This window comes from Actinomadura oligospora ATCC 43269, assembly GCF_000518265.1.
Lineage (GTDB): Bacteria > Actinomycetota > Actinomycetes > Streptosporangiales > Streptosporangiaceae > Spirillospora > Spirillospora oligospora.
Window position 1 is genome coordinate 72,300 of record NZ_JADG01000016.1, and the last position, 21,582, is coordinate 93,881.

The window sequence follows — 21,582 nt, forward strand, 5'->3', positions numbered from 1 at the left end:
GGTATCCGTCTCGACGCCGACCACCCCGTCGTGGTACGTATGATGAATCGTCCTAGTAATACGTATGACTTCCCCTCGGAGTGTGATGCTCGGCTACGTGCGGTTCCTGCGTGCCCCGTTCGCGGCGCGGCTGCTCGGCGGAACCCTGCTCGGGCGGCTGCCCAACGGGATGGCGATGCTCGCGGTCGTGCTGCACGTGCGCGCGGCGGGCGGCGGCTATCCGCTCGCCGGGACGCTCGGCGCGGTGCTCGGCCTCGCCACGGCGGTCGGGCAGCCCGTCCTCGGCCGCACGATGGACCGGTTCGGGCAGGCCCCCGTGCTGCTCCCGGCCGCGATCGCGTCGGCCGCCGGGTTCACGCTGCTCGCCGCGTTCGGGGCCGACCCGCTCCCGGTGACCGTCCTCGCCGTGGTGCTCGCCGGGTTCGCGACGCCGCCGCTGGAGGCCGGTCTGCGCGCGCTCTGGCCGTCCGTCCTGTCCGACCCGGGCCAGGTGCACGCCGCCTACGCGCTGGACGCCGCCGCGCAGGAGATCCTCTTCACCGTCGGCCCGCTGCTGGTCGTGGCCGCCGCCGCGGTCAACACCCCGACCGCGCTGCTGCTCACCGGCGCCCTCGGCATCGCCGGGACGCTCGTGGTCATCACCGCCGAGCCGTCCCGCCGCTGGCGCGGCGAGCCGAGGTCGGGGGACTGGGCCGGGCCGCTGCGCTCGTCCGGCCTGCGCGTCCTGCTCACCTCGCTGAGCATGGCGGGCATCGCGCTCGGCGTGTACGCGGTCGCCGTCGTCGCCTACGCCGAACGGCTCCACTCGGCGACGGCGTCCGGGGTGCTGCTGGCCTCGATGTCGGCGGGCGCGCTGGTCGGCGGCCTCGTCTACGGCGCCCGGAGCTGGCCGGGCGAGCTGCACACCCGGCTGCCCTGGCTCCTCGTCCTGCTCGCCGCCGGGTACGCGCCGCTCGCCCTCGCGCCGGGCCTGCCGCTGATGACCGTCCTGGCGTTCGTCAGCGGCGTGTTCCTCGCCCCCACGCTGGCCTGCTCGTTCTCCCTGGTCGACCGGCTCGCCCCCGCCGGGACGGTCACCGAGGCGTTCGCCTGGATCGTCGCCGCGATCGGGGCGGGCAGCGCCCTCGGCTCGTTCGTGTCCGGATACGGCGAGCACCTGGCGGGCGTGCCCGGCGCGTTCGCCGGGGCGGGCGTCGGCGGCGTGCTCGCCCTGGTCGTCTGCCTCGCGGGCCACCGCACCCTCCGTCCGCCGCCCGTCCGCTCGGACGCCCTGACCCGCGGCGCGCCGGTCTCCTGAGCCACCCCTCAGGACCGGCGCGCCGCGCCCTTTCCCGCCCGTCGCGCACGTGGGCGGGGCCACAGAGGACGGAGGCGCCGCTCCGGCCGGGGGCCGGTAGGGTGGCGGGCATGAACGGGCGGGGGGTATCCAGGAGCGCGGCGCTGACGCTGCTCCTGAGCGCCCTGCTCGCGGGCCTGTTCCTGATGCACGGGCTGTCCGCGACCCCGTCCCCGATCCACTTCTCCGACCCCGTCCACGTGTCGGGACCCGCCATGACGGGCCCCGGCATGGGGGCCGACCACACGCCGGACGCGACGCCCCCCGTCCGCGCCGTCGTCGCCCACGCGGGCACGGCCCACGACATGACCGGATGCCTCGGCGGGACGGTCTGCCTGGCCCTTCTGGTGTTCGGCGTCATCGCCGTGGCCCTCGCCGGACGGTCCGTCGCCCTGCTACCCGCGCGGCTCCCGACCGGCGTCCGCTGGACGCGTCGTCGCGGCCCGCCGCGGGCCCGTCCGCCCGATCTTCACAAGCTCTGCGTGATGCGGCTGTGAGAGGTCCGTCCGACCTCGTCAGCACAGCCACACACCCAGAGCACAGGGAGATCGACAAATGAAGAAGCAGCACATCGCGGCCGTCGGCATGGCGGTCCTGCTCGGCCTCGGCGCGGCGGCCTGCGGCGGCGGGGACGACAAGAAGGACGGCACGATGTCCGGCCACGAGGGCATGCCGATGCCGAGCTCGTCGGCGTCGGCGTCCGCGCCCGCGTCCCAGGGCGGCCACAACGCGCAGGACGTGATGTTCGCGCAGATGATGATCCCGCACCACCGTCAGGCGGTGGACATGGCCAAGACCGTCCTCGCCAAGGGCAGCGACCCGAAGGTGAAGAACCTCGCCGGACGGGTCGAGAAGGCCCAGGCCCCGGAGATCGAGAAGATGTCCGGCTGGCTGAAGGGCTGGGGCGAGTCCGTCCCGGCCGCGGGCGGCGGTGGCGACATGGCCGGGATGGGGCACGGCATGGACGGCATGATGACCGAGAAGCAGATGGCCGACTACAACAAGGCGTCCGGCAAGGACCTCGACCGGATGTTCCTGACCATGATGATCGAGCACCACAGGGGCGCGGTCACCATGGCGCAGGCGGAGCAGAAGACCGGCTCCTCGCCGGAGGCCAAGGCCCTGGCCGACGCCATCATCAAGGCCCAGCAGGCCGAGATCACCGAGATGAACGGCCTCCTGAAGTCCTGACGCCCGTCCCGCGGGCCGCCGGTCCCCCGACCGGCGGCCCTGCTCTCCTGGGCCACCCCACAGGACCGGCGAGTCATGGGCCCTTTCATTCGATCTCCACCGGTTCGGCGTGATGCGCCTGTAAGGTCCGGCCCGAACTCAGCACGTCCCCTCACGTACAGAGCGCATGGAGATCGACCGATGAAGAAGCAGTGGATCGTGGCCGCCGGCATGGCCGTCGTTCTCGGCCTTGGCGCCACCGCCTGCGGCGGCGACGACAAGAAGAAGGACGACAAGGCGTCGGGCGCCGCCGCGGCCAAGGGCCCGCACAACAAGCAGGACGTCATGTTCGCGCAGATGATGATCCCGCACCACCGGCAGGCCGTCGACATGGCCAAGACCGTCGCCGCCAAGGGCGCCGACCCGAAGGTGAAGGGTCTCGCCGGACGGGTCGAGAAGGCCCAGGCCCCGGAGATCGAGAAGATGTCCGGCTGGCTGAAGGGCTGGGGGGAGTCCGTCCCGGCCGTGGGCGACCACGCCATGGAGGGCGTGGACCAGGACCTGGGCGGGATGATGTCCCCGAAGCAGATGGCCGACTACAACAAGGCGACGGGCAAGGCGCTCGACGAGCAGTTCCTGACCCTGATGGTCGACCACCACAAGGGCGCGATCACGATGGCCGAGGACGAGAAGCAGAACGGCTCGTCGCCCGAGGCGAAGGCCCTGGCCGGCGCGATCATCAAGGCGCAGCAGGCCGAGATCGCCGAGATGGGCGACCTGCTCAAGTCCTGACCGGACGTCCCGGCCGTTCCCGCGTCCGGCCTCGGGTTCCCGGCCGCCGCCTTCCGGCGGCCGGGCCCGCCCGCCTCCCGGCGGCTAGATCCAGGACTTGAACCAGATCCGGTCGTGCCAGGCGTCGAACGAGATCACCTGCGCCGACAGGATCGGGTAGAAGTAGGCGAAGTTCGCCAGCACCACCAGCAGGAACGCGCCCGCCGCGGCCGCGCCGAGCACCCGGCGCGGCCCCGGCAGGCGGGCGGGCCCGATGAGGTACCCGAGCGCCAGCACCACCGCGATGATCATGAACGGGACCATCGGGGTGGCGTAGAACAGGAACATCGTCCGGTCGTCGAACGCCGACGGGAACCAGGTCAGCCACCCCGCGGTGAAGCCGAGGATGGCCGCCCCCGCCCGCCAGTCGCGGGTCACCAGCCAGATTCCCAGCACGACGACCAGCGCGGCGATCGCGCCCCACCACAGCGCCGGGGTGCCGATGCCCAGGATCTCGCTGGAGCACTTGGACGACCCGCAGCCCGACGGCTCGGTGTAGTAGAACGCCACCGGACGCCGCAGCACCGGCCAGTCCCACGGCCACGACTGGTACGGGTGGCGGTCGTGCAGGCCGTTGTGGAAGTGCAGCATCTCCTTGTGGTACTTCCACAGCTTCGGCATCGCCTCGAACGGCCGCCACAGCGGGTTCGACGACGGCGTCCCCCGGTCCCAGCCGCCCGCGTTGAAGATCCACCCCGACCAGGTGACCAGGTAGGTGACCAGGGCGGCCCCGACGAGCTGGAAGAACGCGGGGACCGCGTCCAGCATCAGGGTGCCGAGCAGCGGCTCCCGCACCCCGGCCGCGCGCCGCGCGCCGTAGTCCCACAGGACGACCATCAGGCCGAACGCCGCGATGTAGAAGATGCCGGTCCACTTGGTGGCGACGGCCATGCCGAGGCAGATCCCGGCGGCGATCCGCCACCCGTGCAGGACGAACGGCCCGTACACCGACGTCTCGCCGCGCTCGACCATGTCGGCGAGGCGCTGCCGCGACTTGTCCCGGTCGACGACCAGGCAGCCGAATCCGGACAGGATCCAGAACATCACGAACACGTCGAGCAGCGCGGCGCGTCCGGTCACGAACGACAGGCCGTCCAGCGCGAGCAGCAGGCCCGCCGCGGAGCCGAGCAGCGTCGACCCGGTCATCCGGCGGACGACCCGGGCCAGGATCAGCACCGCGAGCGTCCCGCACAGCGCGGGCATGAACCGCCAGCCGAACGGCGTCGCGCCGAACAGCCACTCGCCGACGGCGATCATCCACTTGCCCGCCGGGGGATGGACGACGAAACTGCCGCCGTCCGTCCAGATGTTGGCGTGCGGGTCGGCGATGAGCATCTTGTCGGCGTCCTTGACCGTCGTGTGCTCGTAGCCGAACCTCAGCAGCGACAGCGCGTCCTTGGCGTAGTAGGTCTCGTCGAAGACCACCGCCTTGGGCGAGCCGAGCCGGTAGAAGCGGAGCAGCCCGGCGAGCGCGGTCACCAGCAGCGGGCCCAGCCAGCCGGCCAGGACGCCGCCCGGGATCGGCGGGGCCAGCCAGTCGCGCAGCCTCGACGGGTACGCCGGCTGCGGCGCCGCCGGGGACTCGGCGGGCGTCAGGTCCGTCATCGCCATCCGCCCATCGTAGGTGAGCGACCGAGCCCAAACGTGGACCTTCCGGGCCGCACCGAGAGTTCACCCGCCCGTCGCGCGCCCCCCGGACGCGCCCGGACGGAGGGCCCCGGTCCCGGCGCGCCGCCGACCCACGAGAATGGGGACATGACCACCGAGGCCCTGACCAACACCGGAACCCTCCTGCTGGCGGCGGCGCCGATCGGCCGCCCCGAGGACGCGTCGCGCCGCCTGCTCACCGCGCTCGCGGACGTCCCGGTCGTCGCGGCCGAGGACACCCGGCGGCTGCGCCGGCTCGCCGCCGACCTCGGCGTGGAGATCACCGGACGGGTCCTCGCGCACCACGAGCACAACGAGCGGGCCAGCGTGGACGGCCTGATCGCCGAGCTCCTCGCCGGACGCGACGTCCTGGTGATCACCGACGCCGGGATGCCGGGAGTGTCGGACCCGGGCTACCGGCTCGTCCGCGCCGCCGTCGCCGAGGGCGTCCCGGTGACCGTGCTGCCCGGGCCGTCCGCCGTGACGACCGCCCTGGTGGTCTCCGGCCTGCCCACCGACCGGTTCTGCTTCGAGGGCTTCCCGCCGCGCAAGCAGGGCGAGCGCGCCCGCCGCCTCGCCTCCCTCTCCCACGAGCAGCGCACGATGGTCTTCTTCGAGTCGCCCCGCCGCCTGGCCGACAGCCTCGCCGCGATGGCCGAGGCGTTCGGCGCCGACCGTCCGGCCGCCGTGTGCCGGGAGCTGACCAAGACCTATGAGGAGGTGCGCCGAGGCACCCTCGCCGACCTCACCCGATGGGCCGAGGACGGCGTCCTCGGCGAGATCACCGTCGTCGTCGGCGGCGCCCCCGAACACGCGGGCCTCACCGAGCCCGCCGACCTCGCCGCCGCCGTCGCCGCCCGCACGGAGGCGACGGGAGTGACCCGCAAGGAGGCGATCGCGGAGATCGCGAAGGAGAACGGAGTCCCCAAGCGCGTCGTCTACGACGCCGTCGTCGACTCCACCCGATAGTTCTCCGCCCCCGGACCGATCCAACAGTAGAATTGTGGGTAATAAACACCTCGGGCTCCGGATCGGGAAAAGGATGGAACCCGCCTGAAAAGCGTTCACCGAGGGGGTGGGGATCGTGCTTCACGAGGCATGGTCGAACCACGAGGTCTGGGTGTACGAGTGCCAGAACTGCGGTCGCACCTGGGACGAGGAGTTCGAGGTCCGGCACGTGGCGGACGGGCACGGCGGTGAGGCGGTCGCCTACGAGCACGACGGCCACTCCTGCACCACACCCTGGACCGAGCATCTGTGCCCCGACTGCCAGCGCGCCCGCGTCCGGGCCTGGCCGGCTCCGTGGCGCCGCCACCACGCCGTCCCCCCGACGCGCAAGGGCGACGACCTCGAACTCGTCTTCCGGCTACGCCGCCTGCACGCGTATTAAATTGAGCCTCCGGCTCTGAGAGCTCGCCTGGGGGCTCGCCCTCAGCCCGGATGCTCGTGCGAGCGCGGCATCGCTTCGCGATCAACCGCGCGGGGCTCGCCTTCGGCCTTGCCTCGCGCGGTTGGTAGCGCGCTCGCGCCGGTTGCGGTCGTCGCGTGGTTCCTGTGGCTGAGCGTGCGCGCTCTCGCCCGGGTCTTGTGACGCCTGCGGGTGGCGTGACTCAGAGTGTGCGTCCTTGCGGACGCCTCTCGCGTTCTCGCGGCGGGTAGGTTTTCGTCGGGTTATTTTTGCGTTCGCTCTTTTTTAGGAAGATTTAGCTCGGCCCTTTTTGTGCGCCCTGGGTCAGGCGGGCGCGGGGGTTTCGGGCTTCTTTTTGCGCCGGGTGAACAGGCGGGCGTATTTGGCTCGGACGTCGGCGGTGAAGGCGATGCCCGTGGCCAGGCCGGCCAGGGGGACGGCGGGGAGGACGTAGCGGTAGTCGAACTCCGCGGTGGCGGCCGGGGCCAGGAGCAGGCCGATCGCGAGGGTCCAGGGGAGCAGGGCGGGGCCGCCGAAGCGGCGCCAGAGGGGGACCATGCCGCCCAGGCTGACCACCAGCAGGACGCCCAGCAGGGTGCCGCGCAGGTAGACGTGGTCCTGGTAGACGCGGATGACGTCGGCGAACGGGTGGGTGAGGCGGGTGCTCGCCGAGCCGCGCTCGTAGGCGTCGGCCTCCTCGGCGGCGCTGGCGCCGCTGCCCATCGGCCAGGTGGGGTTGGGGCGGGCCTTGGTGCCGAACTCGTACTGGGAGTAGGTGGACTTGTCGGGGAAGACCGTCCGCTTCCAGTCGAAGACGCGGAAGAAGTCGTGCCAGACCGTCTGGGCGTAGTCACCGGGCTGGGCCAGGATCACGCGCTTGGCGTAGTCGTTGCCCAGGCGGTTCTTCTCGGGGTCCCAGCGGGTGCCGGTGTAGCGGTTGAGCGGGGACGCCTCGTTCCAGATGCCGTCCTGGGAGTTCGGCAGGCGGGTGCCGTCCTTCTCGGTGCAGAGGATCATCTCCTCCACCGGCAGGTTCTTGATCTTGTGGCAGTCGGCGAACTTGTAGACCCGGGCGAACAGGAAGAACCCGTTGCTGTCGGTGATCGCGAACTTGCCCTCCTCGGCCTTGTACCAGGACATGTACGCCACGACCGGGAGCGCGCAGGCGACGATCGTCGCGGCCAGCACGCGCCAGTTCATCCACCGGACGACCATGTAGCCGAGCACGCCGAGCAGCACCGGCAGGCCGACCGAGCGGGTCAGCCAGGAGATCCCGATCACCAGGCCGATCAGCGCCGCGACCCGCCAGGACGGACGGTCCTTCCACAGCAGCAGCGTCACCGCGGCCATGGTCAGGAAGGTGAACTGCACGTCCGACAGGACGAGCTGCTCCAGCTGGATCTGGTAGGCGTCCAGCAGCACCGGGACGGCGGCGAGCGTCGCGCCCCAGCCGGGCAGGCGGAACCGGTGCCGCAGCAGCGCGTAGACCATCACGCCCATGCCGAGGCCCATGAGGTGCTGGACGCCGACGACCAGGGCGAAACTATGGAAAGGCTTGAGGATCCAGAGGAAGAAGGAGTACCCGTCGGGCCGCAGCTGGTGCGGGTACGGGCTCATCGCGACGTGCAGGTAGTCGAAGCTGTCGTTGAAGAACATCGCGGGCCGGTAGCCGACCATCGCGATCCCGCGCAGGGCCGCCGCTATGACGAGGATCACAGTGAACAGTGGGTTACGGCGGACCAGGCCGTGGAAACGCGCCCACGCGCGACGCAGCCGGTCGGCCGGCGAGACCCGCTGGTCATCGCCCGGACCGCCCGCGTTCGCGGCCTCCTGCTCGGCGGCGTCGATCACCGCCTGGATCTCGGTCTCGCTGACCTCCTGCCCGGTCCCCGCCGCCGGCGCGTCCCCACCCGCCAGAACCGGACCCTCCGGCGCGCCCTCCACCGGGGGTTTCGCCATCGCGGAGCCTCCTGCCTTCGCTCCCGGGCCGGACCCGGCGGATCCCCGTTCTCCCGCCTGCGTCACAGCGGCCCCACCCCTCCCGGGCCGTGGTGCCCGTATGCTTGTGCCCCTAGAGTGCCGCCGGCGGCCGCGGCGGAGAGGGTCTTCGAGTTGCGAACAGGCAACACGATACGGGCGCTCTCGGACCTTGCGGCCCGCTTGATCCGTCTCCGGCGGGCATCATGAACGATGACACGCCGTCCCGCGGAACACGTCGAGAGTAGTTGAAAGTGCCGCAGACGGTCACCAGGGGTAACGAAGGAGATCGCGTGGAACTCTCCGTAGTGATGCCATGTCTGAACGAGGCCGAGACCCTCGAAACCTGCATCCGCAAGACGCTGGCGTTCTTCGAGGAGCAGGGCATCGATGGCGAGGTCGTCATCGCGGACAACGGCAGCACCGACGGCAGCCAGCAGATCGCCCGCGAGGCCGGGGCCCGCGTGGTGCCCGTCGCCGACAAGGGCTACGGCAACGCGCTGATGGGGGGCATCCGCGCCGCCCGCGGCAAGTACGTGGCCATGGGCGACGCCGACGACTCCTACGACTTCGCCACCCTCGGGCCCTTCCTCGAGGACCTGCGCGACGGCGCCGACCTGGTCATGGGCAACCGGTTCCAGGGCGGGATCGCCGAGGGCGCCATGCCGCCGCTGCACCGCTACCTGGGCAACCCGGTGCTGAGCTTCGTCGGACGGCTGTTCTTCGGCAGCAAGATCGGCGACTTCCACTGCGGGCTGCGCGCCTTCAACCGGCAGTCGATCCTGCGCCTCGGCCTGCAGACCGGCGGCATGGAGTTCGCCAGCGAGATGGTCGTCAAGGCCACCCTCGCCAAGCTCGACATCCGCGAGCGGCCGACGACGCTCTCGCAGGACGGACGGTCGCGTCCGCCGCACCTGAACACCTGGCGCGACGGCTGGCGCCACCTCCGCTTCCTCATGCTCTACAGCCCCCGCTGGCTGTTCCTGATCCCGGGCCTGGTCTTCATGACGCTCGGGCTCGTCGCGGGGATCGCGCTCGCGTCCGGCCCGGTCCGGATCGGCGACATCGCGTTCGACGTCGACACGCTCGTGGGCGCGGGCGCGGCGATGGTGATCGGCTTCCAGGCGGTGATCTTCGCCATCCTCACCAAGGTGTACGCGGCGCAGGAGGGATTCCTGCCGACCGACACCCGGGTGCGCAAACTGACCTCCTGGCTGAGCATGGAGAAGGGCCTGGTGATCGGCGGCCTGCTGGCCGCCGCGGGCCTGGCGGGCCTGGTCGCCTCGGTCATGCACTGGCGGGTCAACAACTTCGGTGAGCTCGACCCGCGGCACTCGCTGCGCATCGTCGTGCCGTCCGCGACCGCGCTGGTGATGAGCTTCCAGACGATCTTCGGCGCGATGTTCGTCTCCATCCTCGGCATCCGCCGCCGCCAGGCGCCGCCGCTGGTGGACGTCGCCGACGAGGCCGCGGGCGTCGTGGACGCGGCGGTCGAGAAGGTCGCCGTCGAGCGCGAGGCCGCCGCTAAGGCCGCGGAGGCCACCACCGAGAAGGCCGCTGAGAAGGCGGCCGGGAAGGTCGGCGTCACGGCGAAGGCCGGGTCCGAGACCAAGGCCGCCGCCAAGACCGCCTCGAAGCCGAAGGCCAAGGCCGCGTCCGCGAAGACGGCGTCTGCGAAGACGGCGTCTGCGAAGGCCAAGGCCGTGTCCGACAAGGCCGAGGCCGACGGCGCCGAGAAGGGCGACCCGGAGAAGTCCGGGGCCTGACCTCCCGCACCACGGCACCACCGCGCCGCAGCACCGCACGGCTCTCGACGCCGCGCGATCTCACACCCCTGACGAGCCCCGGGCCCACCGCCCGGGGCTCGTTCGCGTCCTCGGCGTCCTCGTGGGTGAAGGGCGGGTGACGGGCGGGTGGACGAACGTCGCTTATGCCGAGAAGTTGCTGAGTGTTTCCTGGCCGAAGACGTCGCATTCGCGGTGATGTGGCAGCCTGAGGGAGCAATGGATCAACCGATTGCGACCGTCCGCGCCCGGCCGCGGGTCCGATGCTGACCGACCCCGCCGCTTCGGCCGAGACCACCACGAAGAGCGCGCGGCCGGAGGCGTCGGGGACGTCCGCCGCGGATTCCGGGCTTCCCGGAGGACGGCGCTGGGGCCTGCTCCTCGTCGTCGCGTGGGTCGCCCAGGTCGGGATCCGCCTGGCGTTCGCGAGCGGTCAGTCGATGCCGGTCGCCACCCCGGACGAGACCGGCTACCTGTTCGCCGCGCGGGTCCTCACCGGCGGGCCGCCCGCCGACATGTCCTACGGCACGGTGTACCGGGGCGGCTATCCGATGCTCCTGCTGCCGGTGTTCGAGTTCGTGAACGATCCGGAGACCGTCTACCGCCTGTGCCTGGTGGTCAACGCGCTCGTGGGGGCGCTGGTCCTGCCGCTGGCGTACGTGCTCCTGCGGCGCTTCGGGCTCACCTCCGGACGGGCGTTCCTCTTCGCGAACGTCGTCGCGCTGCTGCCCGCCACGGTCTTCTACAGCGAGTTCGTGCTGACCGACGCCATCCTGCCCGCGGTGGTGCTGGGCTGGCTCCTGCTCGCGCACACGTGGTTCACGAGCGGGAGCCCGCGCGTCCAGGCCGCCGCCGCGGTCGGGGCCGCGCTGCTGGCCGCGTACGCGTGCGTCACGCACTCGCGGGGAGTCGTGATCATCGCCGTCCACGCGGTGCTGCTCCTGGTGGCGGCCGTCCGACGGTGGCGCCCGTTCTGGCAGACGGCGCTCGCGGCGCTGGCGCTGGGCGCGCTCTTCCTCGCCGGGACGAAGCTGAACTCCCACCTTTTCCACGTCCTTTACCCGATGGGTGACAACAACCTCGAGGACAACCTGCGCCAGAGGCTGACCAGCGCGGACGGGCTCGGCTGGACGTTCTCGCTCGCCGTCGGGCAGCTCTGGTACCTGGTCGTCGGGACGGGCGGGCTCGCCGGGATCGGGCTGCTCGGCTGCGGTTCCCTGGCCTTCCGGCGCGGGACCGAGCCGCGGCTGCGCCTGCTGGCGCTGGCCGTCCTGGCGTCCATCGGGGGGATCGCGGTCGCCACGTCGGCGGCGCTGCCCGACGAGGTCCGCGTGGGGAACTACGTGTACGGCCGCTACCTGGCCTGCTTCGCGCCGCTGCTGGTCGGGGCCGGGATCGCGGTGCTCGTCCGGGCGTCCCGGCGGACGCTGGCGTTCGCGGTGGGCGGGACGGCAGCGTTCGCGGCGGCGTCCGGCGCGGCCGTCCACTGGTACGCGGGCGACCGCCTGACCAGGTACGTCTTCACGCCGTTCGACTTCCCCGAGTCGTCCTTCCTGACGCTGGACTGGGAGAGGTTCCATCTGTGGCGGGCCACGGCCGCCGGGCTGGCGCTGCTGGGGCTGGCCGTCCTGGTGGTGTGGGCGCTGCGCGGACGCAAGGCCATGGTCGTCCTCGCCGGGACGCTCGTCGTCGTCGAGCTCGGCATGACCGGGACGGCCACGGCGGAGATCTCCCGGCCGCTCGTCCGCCGGTTCACCCCGATCGCCCGCCTGGACGACCTGGCCGTGCCGCACGAGCGGGTCGCGGTGGACTGGCAGGTCCCGTGGAAGCTCCGCCTCCCGATGATCTACGACGTCTGGTGGAGCAAGACCGTCGAGTTCGACGGGAAGCGGCACGAACCGCCCGCGGACCGCGCCGACCTGATCATCATGGGCTGGCGGGGGAGGGGCTCGCCGGACAAGTCCTGGCGGCGTGGGAAGCCCCCGGCGGGCTGGCACGTCGTCGAGACCCGGACCAGCCCCGAGGGCGGCTGGGTGGCCTGGCGCCACGACTGACCGCCACGACCGACCGGCGCGCGTCCGGTCAGCCCTGAACCGCGTCCGGTCAGTGGAGGTCCGAGCGGTCCGGCGGGGTCGTGGTCGGCGGAGCCTGGCCCAGTGTGGACGGGTGGTCCCAGACCTGCAGGACGCCGTCGGACGACTTCCAGAGCCGCTGCCAGCCCTTCTGCCGCTTGGGCCGCCAGCCGCCGAGGATCTGCGACTCCTGACCGCGCCAGCGCGTCCACAGGACGGGCGCGCTGAACGCCTCGACCGGCAGGCTGTAGTGGTCGTGCGGCCACGACTCGATCCGCCCGTTCCAGGTCCTGTTCCCCCAGGGATCGCGGACGTAGAAGGTCAGGGTCTGCGCGAGCCGCCGGTCGGAGTAGATCGTCGTGATGTCGTTCCGTCCGCGCAGCCAGGTCCGCAGCTCGTTCCAGGCGGTGTCGCGCGGCAGGTCCGGGACGGCCCGGACGCACACGACCACGTACGAGGCGGCCAGCGCGACCGCGAGCACCGCTGCGGGACGGCCGAGCCGCCGCCTGGAACGGTCCGGGACGCGTTGCCAGAGGAGGGCGACCGTGCCGAAACCGGCGGCCAGGATCGCGGGGAGCACCGCGTCCCAGTAGCGGGGCAGCCAGGCGCGCAGCGAGATCGACTTCGGGTCCACGACCCCGGAGAGCAGGGTGATCGGGACGGCGAGCGCCAGGAACCAGACGAGCGCGAGCAGCAGCCGCCGGTCCCGCGTGACGAGCCAGCCGGCGACGCCGAGCGCGAGGGCCGCGATGAAGACCGAGCCGAGCGCGCTCCAGTCGTGGAAGGCCCGGGTGAACGACTCGGCGGCCAGCTTCCGCGTCACGTGGTCGCGCGACAGGCCGCCGTGCTCGGCCGCCGAGATCAGCCCGGCGAGGGGGTTCCCCCAGACGATCTGGTTGTGCACCAGGTCGGCCACGAGGATCACGGCCATCGGGATCCCGACCGTGACGTTCCGCCGCCACGGGATCCGCAGCAGGACGAGGAAGACCGGGATGGCGACGAACATGAACGCCACGAACTCGCGGCTCAGGAAGGCCAGCCCGTAGAACGTCCCGGCGGTGAGGAGCCAGCGCGTCCGGTCGCGTCCCGTCCGGCGGGACGAGGTGACCAGCGCGGCCATGCCGAGCGAGAACAGGCCCGCGCCGGGCATGTCCGGCAGCATCACGCCGGTCGACCAGCCGAGCTCGTGCCCGAACGGGTTGGTCATCGTGAACAGCGGGTTCACGACGATGACCAGCACGGACGCCAGCCCGGCCAGGTTCCCGAACAGCGACCGGACGGCCAGGAAGCACCCGACGAGGAACAGCGTCACGCCGAGCGCCGTGACCGTGAAGTAGGCGATCTGCCCCGGCCCGAGGACCTCCTGCGCCAGCCGGGCGGGCAGCACCAGCCCGACCCGCGTCACCTGGTGCGGGACCTCGGAGAACGGCCACTGCTCGAGCGGGACGTCCGGCCAGTCGCGCGCCGCGAGCCAGACGTAGTACGGGTCGAAGTACAGCGGCGGGACCATGAGGACGTACTGGAGGCCGACCCCGCAGGCGGCGACCAGGGCGGTCAGGGCCAGCACCAGCCGATGCCGCCGCGCCCAGCCCCTCACGCCCGCCCCCGGGGCGCCGGCCGAGGTCTCAGAGACGGCCGTGGGGGCCGTGTCCGCGTCAACCAAAACCCTGCTCCGCTCCAGCGTCTCCGCACGTCATCGGCCAGTTCTGCAGGCTAGCGGGACGTTCCGGGGCGGGGCCCGCGACGACGCCGAACCGTCAGTGACCTTTCAGGAAGCGTCCCCCCTTCCGTGACCGGCCTGTGACCGGGCGTTCGGGACGGGTTGTCCACAGGCGGGGATATCAGTTCGGACGGGCCGGGCTCGCCCTCTACCCTTGGACCATGTCCTCGTCGAGCCGACACATCCTCACCGCGCCCGCCTGGCCGTACGCCAACGGGCCCCGCCACCTCGGGCACGTCTCCGGATTCGCGCTGCCCGCCGACATGTTCAGCCGCTACCAGCGGATGGCGGGCAACCAGGTCCTCATGGTGAGCGGCACCGACGAGCACGGCACGCCCATCCAGGTCCAGGCCGACAAGGAGGGCGTGAGCGCCCGCGAGCTGGCCGACCGCTACAACCTCGCCATCGCCGAGGACCTGCGCGGCCTCGGCATGAGCTACGACCTGTTCACCCGGACGACCACGCGCAACCACTACGCGGTCGTCCAGGAGATCTTCAAGGGTCTGTACGACAACGGCTACATCTTCCCCAAGACCACGATGGGCGCGATCTCGCCGTCCACCGGCCGCACCCTGCCCGACCGCTACATCGAGGGCACCTGCCCGATCTGCGGCTACGACGGCGCGCGGGGCGACCAGTGCGACAACTGCGGCAACCAGCTCGACCCGATCGACCTGATCAACCCGGTGTCGCGGATCAACGGGGAGAAGCCCAGGTTCGTCGAGACCGAGCACTTCATGCTCGACCTCCCGGCGTTCACCGAGGTCCTCGGCCGGTACCTGAAGGGCAAACAGGGCCAGTGGCGGCCGAACGTGCTGAAGTTCGCCCTCAACCTGCTGGACGACCTCCAGCCGCGCGCGATCTCCCGTGACCTCGACTGGGGCGTGCCGATCCCGCTCGACGGCTGGCGCGAGAACCCGGCCAAGAAGCTGTACGTCTGGTTCGACGCCGTCGTCGGCTACTTCTCGGCCTCGGTCGAGTGGGCCCGCCGCTCCGGCGACCCCGAGGCCTGGCGCGCCTGGTGGCAGGACCCGAACGCCCTGTCGTACTACTTCATGGGCAAGGACAACATCGTCTTCCACGCCGAGATCTGGCCGGCGATGCTGATGGGCTACGACGGCCAGGGCGACAAGGGCGGCACGGCCGGCTCGCTCGGCGCGCTGAACGTGCCCACCGAGGTCGTGTCGTCGGAGTTCCTGACGATGGAGGGCCGCAAGTTCTCCTCGTCTCGCCAGGTCGTCATCTACGTGAAGGACTTCCTCGAGCGGTACGACGTCGACGCGCTGCGGTACTACATCGCGGTCGCCGGGCCAGAGAACAACGACACCGACTTCACCTGGTCGGGGTTCGTCCGCCGCAACAACGACGAGCTGGTCGCGGCCTGGGGCAACCTGGTCAACCGGTCGGTGAACATGGCCGCCAAGAACTACGGCGCCATCCCCAGGGCGGGCGACCTGAACGACACCGACCGGGCGCTGCTCGCGCGCAGCCGCGAGGCGTTCGGCAGGGTCGGCGCCGAGCTCGAGCGGTCCCGGTTCAAGAACGGCATCACCGAGGCGCTCGAGGTCGTCCGCGACGCCAACCGGTACCTGTCCGACCAGGCCCCCTGGAAGCTCAAGGACGACCCGGCCCGCGTCCAGTCGATCCTGCACACCGCGCTGCAGGTCGTCGACGACGCCAAGTCGCTGCTCACCCCGTTCCTGCCGTCCTCGTCGCAGAAGGTGCACGAGCTGCTCGGCGGCGAGGGCGTGTGGGCCGCGCAGCCGCGGCTGGAGACCGTCTCGGAGGAGGGCGGCCCCGACTACCCGATCCTGACCGGCGACTACACCGTCGAGAAGGCCGTCTGGGAGTCGCGTCCGATCACCCCGGGCGTGCCGCTGACCAAGCCGACCCCGCTGTTCACCAAGCTGGACGACTCGGTCATCACCGACGAGCTGGCCCGCCTGGAGGGCGAGTGACCGCGGAGGCGCGAGGCAACGGCGAGGCCGCTCGCCCGTTCCCGCCGCTGCCCGACCGGCTGCCGGTGGACGTCTTCGACAGCCATTGCCACCTCGACCTGGTCGGGCTGCCCGTCCAGGAGCAGGTAGCGGCCGCGAAGGCGGCGGGCATCACCCGGATCGTCACGATCGGGGTCGACCTGGCGTCCTCGCGGCTGTGCGCCGACACCGCCGACGAGTTCGACGACGTGTACGCGGGCGTGGCGATCCACCCCAACGACACGACCGGTGTCACCGATGACGTCCTGAACGACATCGCCGTCCTGGCACGGCGTCCCAAGGTCCGCGCGATCGGCGAGACCGGGCTCGACTACTACCGCGACTGGGCCCCCAAGGAGGACCAGCACCGCTCGTTCCGCGCGCACATCGAGATCGCCAAGCGCAGCGGCAAGGCCCTGGTGATCCACGATCGCGACGCGCACGACGACGTCCTGCGCGTCCTGGAGGAGGAGGGCGCGCCCGAGAAGACGGTGTTCCACTGCTTCTCCGGCGACGCCGCGATGGCCGAGGTCTGCGCCGAGCGCGGCTACGTGATGAGCTTCGCGGGCAACATCACCTTCAAGAACGCCCAGCCCCTGCGGGACGCCCTGACGGTCGCGCCCCTCGACCTGATCCTGGTCGAGACCGACGCGCCGTTCCTCACCCCGGTCCCGAACCGGGGCAAGCCGAACGCGTCCTACCTCATCCCGCACACGGTCCGTTTCATGGCCGACTACAAGGGCGTCTCCGTGGACGACCTGTGCCGCGCCATCGCCGCCAACGGCGAACGCGTCTTCGGCCCCTGGTGACCCACCCGGCCCGCTGAACGTGCCCGACGCCCCGGCGACCGCTCCGGCCGCCGGGGCTCGGCGTCTCCTGGGGCTGAGGAGCGCCGCGAGAGCCCTGGCGACCGCTCGGCCGCCGGGGTCCGGCGTCTCCTGGGGGCGAGGAGCGCCGCGCGAGCCCTGGCGACTGCTCACGGCCGCCGGGGTTCGCCGTCGCCCAGTGGCCAGGGAGCGCTGCGCGATCGAGCGCGGCTCCCAGGCGCTCAGCGTTTCTGGGAGGCGCGCCATGCGGCGGCGGCGTCCTTCTTCCTGCGGTCCAGGACGAGCATGGCCAGGACGCCGAGGCAGGCGGCGACGCCGATGCCGAAGCCGCCGGTCGCGGGCGGGACGTGCCGTCCCCACCCGTGCCCGTAGGGCCCGAACGGGCCGAAGCGGATCGTGATGTCGCGGCCGTAGTCGCGCTCGTCCACGTTGTAGATCTTGCCGTCGCCGGGTGAGCCGTCGGTCCGGATCCACGTGCCGGTGCAGGTCGTTGTGCGCACGTGGCCGGTGTGCGAGCGGTGGCAGGACAGCACGCGCGCGTGGGCCTTCTCGCCCGCCAGCACGGTGTATGCGATCGCGACGGGCCAGACGGCGAACGCCAATGCGACCACGTAGAGGAACACCGCGGCTCGTGAACGCAGCGCGCGCATGAGGCTCCTCAGGACGTCCGGTACCGAATGAGAGCGAAGGCTACCGCCACGTTCCGCATCCAGGGATCCACCCCGGGATCGACCCGAACGAGCCATTTGTCGTCCTTCGGCCAGGCCGAGCCCACCTGCCGCCCCGTCGCGTCCGTGATTGCGAAGCGAAGCCCGGCCGCCGACGTGTCCAGCGCGAACACGACGACCGGGGCATCGGACGGGCCGAGGAGCTCGAACCGCAGGGACCCGTCGGCGACGTCGAGGGTGGAGGCGAGGCGGCCCAGAGGAGCGCCGTCCGCGTCATACAGCGCCCAGCCGCTCTCGTCGCCGCTGTCGGCCCCGGCCTGGCCCACAGGCCCGGTCGCGCCGTCGTCCCTGGCCTGACCCTCAGGCCCGGTCGTGCCGTCGTCCCTGGCCTGACCCTCAGGGCCGGTGCGACCAAGGGCCTCGATCTGGATGAGGGTTCTTTCGTCCGGGCCCTCGACGTGGAGCCGTCCGCGGACGGAGCGGATCGTCGTGACCAGCGGTGTTCCGTCCGGCGCCCATGCCTCGCCGCGGGTGACGGTGATCGCTCCGAGGGCGGCCAGGGCTGCGCGGTGCTCGTCCCGGCGGCGGCGGTGAACGGGGATGACGGCCAGTTGGGTGACGAAGCGCGCGCCGAAGAGCAACGGGCCGAGCATGGCTCCGAGGAGGCCCGGCCAGGCGCGCCCGAGGCCGTGCCCGTAGAGGCCGAACGGCCCGGACCGGACGGTGACGTCATGTCCGACGTCGCGCCGGTCCAGGTTGTAGAGATCGTCGGGGCCTCCGACGCCGTCACGGGTCCGCCACGTGCCGGTGCAGGCCAGCTTCGTGCCCCGGCCGATCGGCCGGTCATGGCATTCGACGACGTGGGCGGTCGCCCGATCGCCCGCCAGCAGGGTGTAGGCGACGCTCGCCGGCCAGACGAGGAGGGCGACGGCGAACGCCCCGAAGAGGACGGTCTCCACGCCCGGCGACTTCGGCATCGGCCCTCCCGGACGATCGGAACGTCGGTGGTGAGACGCGGAGGCCCGCGGGGCGGTTTCGGCGATTTCGGTCCAGATTGTGAGGGGGATGTTCCGGACTAGTAGTGGCGTCTGGGGCGGCGGTGGCGCTAGGTTCTCGCCCATCGGGACGGCACCCCCCAACGGCCGTGCCGGACGCCTCCAGGGCCGTCCGGACGCGGCGACCCCTCGAACGACCGTCCCGCCCCCCGGAGGAGATCCTCGTGCGCCGTCCCTCGAGTCTCGTCGTGCCCCTGGCCGCCGTCACCCTGCTCGCCGCCGCGTGCGGCGGAGGGGGAGGCGGGTCCAAGGGAGCTCCTCCCGGGAAGACCGGGGCGGCCGGGGACAACGCCGCGTCGCCGTCCGGCCCGCCGGCCAGGAAAATCGTGATCATGGTCGACACGGCCCGCACCGAGGTCATGACGACCGGGCAGACCGTCCAGCAGGTGCTGGATCAGGCGCATGTCCAGCTCGGAAAGTTCGACCTGGTGAATCCGGCGAAGACGGCCACGCCCGCGAACACGATCAAGGTCACGCGGCTGCTGTCGAAGCCGCAGACCAGGACGGTGAAGACCGATCCGCCGACGGTGAAGAAGAAGATGTCCTCGCTGCCGCCGTTCAGCCAGAAGGAGCTGCGGAAGGGCAGGCCGGAGATCAAGATCGTCCAGACGGCGTGGGTGCACCGGCGCGGCAAGAAGGTCAAGGCCGTCATCTTCCAGAAGCTGAAGCAGAAGGCCGTGCCGCGGATCCTCGGCGTCGGGCCGCAGAGCGCGGCGGGCGGGGACGTGGCCAAGCTGAACTGGGCGGGGCTGGCCAAGTGCGAGTCCGGCGGCAACCCGCGCTCGGTCAACCCGGCCGGGTACTACGGGCTCTACCAGTTCTCCCTCTCGTCCTGGGCGTCGGTGGGCGGCTCGGGCAAGCCGAGCGACGCCCCGGCGGCCGAGCAGACCTACCGCGCGCAGCTGCTCTACAAGCGGGTGGGCGGGCGCTGGCAGGGCCAGTGGCCGAACTGCGGGCGCTTCCTGTTCTCCTGAGATCGGCCCTCCCGGGATCCGGCTCTCCCGCGAACGGCTCTCCTTCGATCCGGAGCATCCCCGGGCACCTGGAAGACTGGGGGACGTGGGGGACTCTCAGGGACTTCTCGGCCCGGCCGACATCCGCGAGCTGGCCGGGGCGCTCGGCATCCGGCCGACCAAGACGCTCGGGCAGAACTTCGTCATCGACGCCAACACCGTCCGGCGGATCGTCCGGTCGGCCGACCTGGCGCCGGACGACGTGGTGCTCGAGGTCGGGCCGGGCCTCGGCTCGCTGACGCTGGCGCTGCTGCCGGAGGTCCGGCGGGTCGTGGCCGTCGAGATCGACGCGGCGCTCGCCCGCGCGCTGCCGATCACGGTCGGCGCGCGTGAGCCCGATCTCGCCGACCGGCTGGAGGTCGTCCACCGGGACGCGTTGAAGATCACAGAACTGCCGGGGCCGGAGCCGACCGCGCTGGTCGCGAACCTGCCCTACAACGTGGCCGTCCCGGTCGTCCTGCACCTGCTGGAGTGGCTGCCGTCGCTGGCGAAGGTGCTGGTCATGGTGCAGGCCGAGGTCGCCGACCGGATGACCGCCGCGCCCGGCGGCAAGATCTACGGCGTGCCGTCGGTGAAGCTCGCCTGGTACGGGGACGCCCGCAGGGCCGGTCCCGTCGGCCGCGCCGTGTTCTGGCCCGCCCCGAACGTGGACTCGGGACTGGTCGCCTTCACCCGCACCGCCCCGCCGGAGACCACCGCCTCCCGCAAGGAGGTGTTCGCCGTGGTGGACGCGGCGTTCGCCCAGCGCCGCAAGACGCTGCGGGCCGCGCTGGCGGGCTGGGCGGGCTCGGCCGCCGCCGCCGAGGAGGCCCTGCGCGCCGCCGGAGTCGACCCGAAGACCCGGGGCGAGCAGCTCGACGTGGCCGCGTTCGCCCGCATCGCCCAGTATCGTCCTGTGGGCGAGACCCGCGGCCGGGGACGGTCGCCGGAACCGGAAGAGGCGGAGGACCATGCTGAGCGCGCGGGTGACGGGGGCCTACCGGACGGTGCGGGCACGTGACCGCCTCCTGACCGGGACGGCGGTGGCCGCGACGCTCGCGCTGGCCGCGACGGGCTGCTCGGACGGCGCGCGCGCGACGCCGCGGATCACCACCACGGTCAAGCAGGGCGTCGCGCCCACCCCGCCGCAGCGCGGCGCGTACTTCGGCGCCTGGGTCTCCCCGGACGAGCGGACCGCGCTCCCCAGCGGCGGCCCGAGCCCCTCGAAGTCGGCGAAGCCGAGCCCGGACGAGTCGTCCTCGTCCCCGGCGTCGCTCACCGCCGTGGAGGGCTTCGAGCGGCAGCTCGGGCGCAAGCTGGACATCGCGCAGAGCTACCACGGCTGGAAGTCCGACTTCCCGGACGATTCCGACAAGGCCGTGCTCGCCAGCGACCGGTACCTGATGCTCAGCTGGTCGGCGGGGGACACCAAGCAGATCCTCGAGGGCAAGTTCGACGACATGGTCCGGCAGCGCGCCCGGGCCCTGAAGGCGACCCGCAAGCCGGTGTTCCTGCGCTGGCAGCGGGACATGGACCGGGTCGCCTCGGGCAAGATCCACACGCCCGTGGACTACGTCGCGGCCTGGAAGCACCTGCGGCTGATCTTCCACCAGGAGAAGGTCGACAACGTCGCCTGGGTCTGGTGCCCGTCCGCGCGCGCCTTCCCCGACGCCGCCGACGACTACTACCCCGGCGACGGCGAGGTGGACTGGGTCTGCGCGAACGTCTTCCCCACCGCCGACTACGACTACCGCGACCTGTCCGAGGTGGCCCGCAGGTTCCTGGAGTGGGCGCAGGACCACCCGCGCCCGGTCATGATCGGCGAGTTCGGCGTCCCGGCGTCCTACGGCTCGCGGCGGGCCGAGTGGCTGCGCAACGCCAGCAAGTACCTCCAGGAGCACCCGCAGGTGAAGGCCGTCGGGTACTTCGACTCCGACGAGGACGCCGAGGAGCCGCGCGACCAGGCGCACCGGTTCTCGGTCTCCGGCGACAAGCGGGCCGTCTCGGCGCTGCGCGAGCTGGCGACCATGCCGTTCTTCAACCCCCGCAACCTCCCCGTCACCCCCGGCTCCTGACCACCCGTCAGGCCCCGGCGTTCCGGGGCCTGACGGCCCGGGGC

Annotated in this window: 18 protein-coding genes; 13 read left to right on the forward strand and 5 right to left on the reverse strand. The window is 71.9% G+C overall.

From position 1 onward, the window contains the following. Window positions 1-64 precede the first annotated feature (64 nt). The 4 genes from P696_RS47685 (at window position 65) to P696_RS0124200 (ending at window position 3,298) form a co-directional block, all read left to right on the forward strand. Window positions 65-1,297 (forward strand): MFS transporter, encoded by a 1,233-nt coding sequence (locus P696_RS47685; RefSeq protein WP_245627789.1) that lies wholly within the window; start codon window positions 65-67, stop codon window positions 1,295-1,297. A 110-nt stretch (window positions 1,298-1,407) separates the two neighbouring features. After that, complete coding sequence (locus P696_RS0124190; RefSeq protein ID WP_026414361.1) at window positions 1,408-1,833, forward strand: DUF6153 family protein; 426 nt, start codon at window positions 1,408-1,410, stop codon at window positions 1,831-1,833. A 58-nt stretch (window positions 1,834-1,891) separates the two neighbouring features. Then, window positions 1,892-2,527 carry a DUF305 domain-containing protein gene (locus P696_RS0124195; protein ID WP_034486594.1) on the forward strand — a complete coding sequence of 212 codons (636 nt, stop codon included), beginning with the start codon at window positions 1,892-1,894 and terminating at the stop codon, window positions 2,525-2,527. Window positions 2,528-2,707: 180 nt separating this feature from the next. After that, window positions 2,708-3,298 carry a DUF305 domain-containing protein gene (locus tag P696_RS0124200; protein WP_026414363.1) on the forward strand — a complete coding sequence of 197 codons (591 nt, stop codon included), beginning with the start codon at window positions 2,708-2,710 and terminating at the stop codon, window positions 3,296-3,298. Between the two features lie 84 nt (window positions 3,299-3,382). On the opposite strand, the gene P696_RS0124205 is transcribed toward P696_RS0124200, so the two are convergent. Then, window positions 3,383-4,948 carry a dolichyl-phosphate-mannose--protein mannosyltransferase gene (locus P696_RS0124205; protein ID WP_026414364.1) on the reverse strand — a complete coding sequence of 522 codons (1,566 nt, stop codon included), beginning with the start codon at window positions 4,946-4,948 and terminating at the stop codon, window positions 3,383-3,385. 144 nt (window positions 4,949-5,092) lie between these two features. On the opposite strand from P696_RS0124205, the gene rsmI reads away from it, so the two are divergent. Next, on the forward strand, window positions 5,093-5,953 hold the full coding sequence (gene rsmI, locus P696_RS0124210) for a 16S rRNA (cytidine(1402)-2'-O)-methyltransferase (protein ID WP_026414365.1): 861 nt from the start codon (window positions 5,093-5,095) through the stop codon (window positions 5,951-5,953). Window positions 5,954-6,068: 115 nt separating this feature from the next. Further along, entirely contained in the window at window positions 6,069-6,374 is a 306-nt protein-coding gene (locus tag P696_RS47690; RefSeq protein WP_157429884.1) for a hypothetical protein, read from the forward strand. 342 nt (window positions 6,375-6,716) lie between these two features. Here P696_RS47690 and P696_RS47695 read toward each other — a convergent pair whose 3' ends face one another. Further along, window positions 6,717-8,351 (reverse strand): phospholipid carrier-dependent glycosyltransferase, encoded by a 1,635-nt coding sequence (locus P696_RS47695; RefSeq protein WP_051468088.1) that lies wholly within the window; start codon window positions 8,349-8,351, stop codon window positions 6,717-6,719. A 311-nt stretch (window positions 8,352-8,662) separates the two neighbouring features. On the opposite strand from P696_RS47695, the gene P696_RS47700 reads away from it, so the two are divergent. Then, a complete protein-coding gene (locus P696_RS47700) occupies window positions 8,663-10,135 on the forward strand; it encodes a glycosyltransferase family 2 protein (protein WP_245627790.1) in 1,473 nt (490 codons plus the stop codon). A 281-nt stretch (window positions 10,136-10,416) separates the two neighbouring features. Next, complete coding sequence (locus P696_RS47705) at window positions 10,417-12,207, forward strand: phospholipid carrier-dependent glycosyltransferase (protein WP_051468089.1); 1,791 nt, start codon at window positions 10,417-10,419, stop codon at window positions 12,205-12,207. A 49-nt stretch (window positions 12,208-12,256) separates the two neighbouring features. Here P696_RS47705 and P696_RS47710 read toward each other — a convergent pair whose 3' ends face one another. Continuing rightward, window positions 12,257-13,822 (reverse strand): ArnT family glycosyltransferase, encoded by a 1,566-nt coding sequence (locus tag P696_RS47710; protein WP_245627791.1) that lies wholly within the window; start codon window positions 13,820-13,822, stop codon window positions 12,257-12,259. 284 nt (window positions 13,823-14,106) lie between these two features. Between P696_RS47710 and metG the strand changes: the two genes are divergently transcribed. Next, the gene (metG, locus tag P696_RS0124240; RefSeq protein ID WP_026414366.1) at window positions 14,107-15,903 is read left to right on the forward strand and encodes a methionine--tRNA ligase; all 1,797 of its coding nucleotides are present in this window, start codon (window positions 14,107-14,109) and stop codon (window positions 15,901-15,903) included. Beyond that, window positions 15,900-16,730 carry a TatD family hydrolase gene (locus tag P696_RS0124245; protein ID WP_026414367.1) on the forward strand — a complete coding sequence of 277 codons (831 nt, stop codon included), beginning with the start codon at window positions 15,900-15,902 and terminating at the stop codon, window positions 16,728-16,730. Before metG ends, P696_RS0124245 begins: the two co-directional genes overlap by 4 nt. A gap of 239 nt (window positions 16,731-16,969) precedes the next feature. Here P696_RS0124245 and P696_RS0124250 read toward each other — a convergent pair whose 3' ends face one another. Together P696_RS0124250 and P696_RS0124255 are read right to left on the reverse strand one after the other, a co-directional pair. Next, window positions 16,970-17,398, reverse strand: coding sequence for a hypothetical protein (locus P696_RS0124250; RefSeq protein ID WP_026414368.1), 429 nt, complete (start codon window positions 17,396-17,398; stop codon window positions 16,970-16,972). A gap of 8 nt (window positions 17,399-17,406) precedes the next feature. Next, window positions 17,407-18,393 (reverse strand): hypothetical protein, encoded by a 987-nt coding sequence (locus P696_RS0124255; protein ID WP_026414369.1) that lies wholly within the window; start codon window positions 18,391-18,393, stop codon window positions 17,407-17,409. 242 nt (window positions 18,394-18,635) lie between these two features. Here P696_RS0124255 and P696_RS0124260 point away from each other — a divergent pair, with 242 nt between their 5' ends. The 3 genes from P696_RS0124260 (at window position 18,636) to P696_RS0124270 (ending at window position 21,538) form a co-directional block, all read left to right on the forward strand. Continuing rightward, window positions 18,636-19,445: a resuscitation-promoting factor gene (locus tag P696_RS0124260; protein ID WP_026414370.1), complete on the forward strand. Its 810-nt coding sequence runs from the start codon at window positions 18,636-18,638 to the stop codon at window positions 19,443-19,445. 85 nt (window positions 19,446-19,530) lie between these two features. Beyond that, window positions 19,531-20,484 (forward strand): 16S rRNA (adenine(1518)-N(6)/adenine(1519)-N(6))-dimethyltransferase RsmA, encoded by a 954-nt coding sequence (rsmA, locus tag P696_RS47715; protein WP_051468131.1) that lies wholly within the window; start codon window positions 19,531-19,533, stop codon window positions 20,482-20,484. Further along, entirely contained in the window at window positions 20,435-21,538 is a 1,104-nt protein-coding gene (locus P696_RS0124270) for a glycoside hydrolase family 26 protein (RefSeq protein ID WP_051468091.1), read from the forward strand. The genes rsmA and P696_RS0124270 overlap by 50 nt, the downstream gene beginning before the upstream one ends. Window positions 21,539-21,582: the final 44 nt, after the last annotated feature.

Excerpts from the sequence above, each read along its gene's own strand:
- P696_RS47685 (WP_245627789.1), top strand. The coding sequence starts at position 65 with ATGACTTCCCCTCGGAGTGTGATGCTCGGCTACGTGCGGTTCCTGCGT.
- P696_RS0124190 (WP_026414361.1), top strand. The coding sequence starts at position 1,408 with ATGAACGGGCGGGGGGTATCCAGGAGCGCGGCGCTGACGCTGCTCCTG.
- P696_RS0124195 (WP_034486594.1), top strand. The coding sequence starts at position 1,892 with ATGAAGAAGCAGCACATCGCGGCCGTCGGCATGGCGGTCCTGCTCGGC.
- P696_RS0124200 (WP_026414363.1), top strand. The coding sequence starts at position 2,708 with ATGAAGAAGCAGTGGATCGTGGCCGCCGGCATGGCCGTCGTTCTCGGC.
- P696_RS0124205 (WP_026414364.1), bottom strand. The coding sequence starts at position 4,948 with ATGGCGATGACGGACCTGACGCCCGCCGAGTCCCCGGCGGCGCCGCAG.
- rsmI (WP_026414365.1), top strand. The coding sequence starts at position 5,093 with ATGACCACCGAGGCCCTGACCAACACCGGAACCCTCCTGCTGGCGGCG.
- P696_RS47695 (WP_051468088.1), bottom strand. The coding sequence starts at position 8,351 with ATGGCGAAACCCCCGGTGGAGGGCGCGCCGGAGGGTCCGGTTCTGGCG.
- P696_RS47705 (WP_051468089.1), top strand. The coding sequence starts at position 10,417 with ATGCTGACCGACCCCGCCGCTTCGGCCGAGACCACCACGAAGAGCGCG.
- metG (WP_026414366.1), top strand. The coding sequence starts at position 14,107 with ATGTCCTCGTCGAGCCGACACATCCTCACCGCGCCCGCCTGGCCGTAC.
- P696_RS0124250 (WP_026414368.1), bottom strand. The coding sequence starts at position 17,398 with ATGCGCGCGCTGCGTTCACGAGCCGCGGTGTTCCTCTACGTGGTCGCA.
- P696_RS0124255 (WP_026414369.1), bottom strand. The coding sequence starts at position 18,393 with ATGCCGAAGTCGCCGGGCGTGGAGACCGTCCTCTTCGGGGCGTTCGCC.
- P696_RS0124270 (WP_051468091.1), top strand. The coding sequence starts at position 20,435 with ATGCTGAGCGCGCGGGTGACGGGGGCCTACCGGACGGTGCGGGCACGT.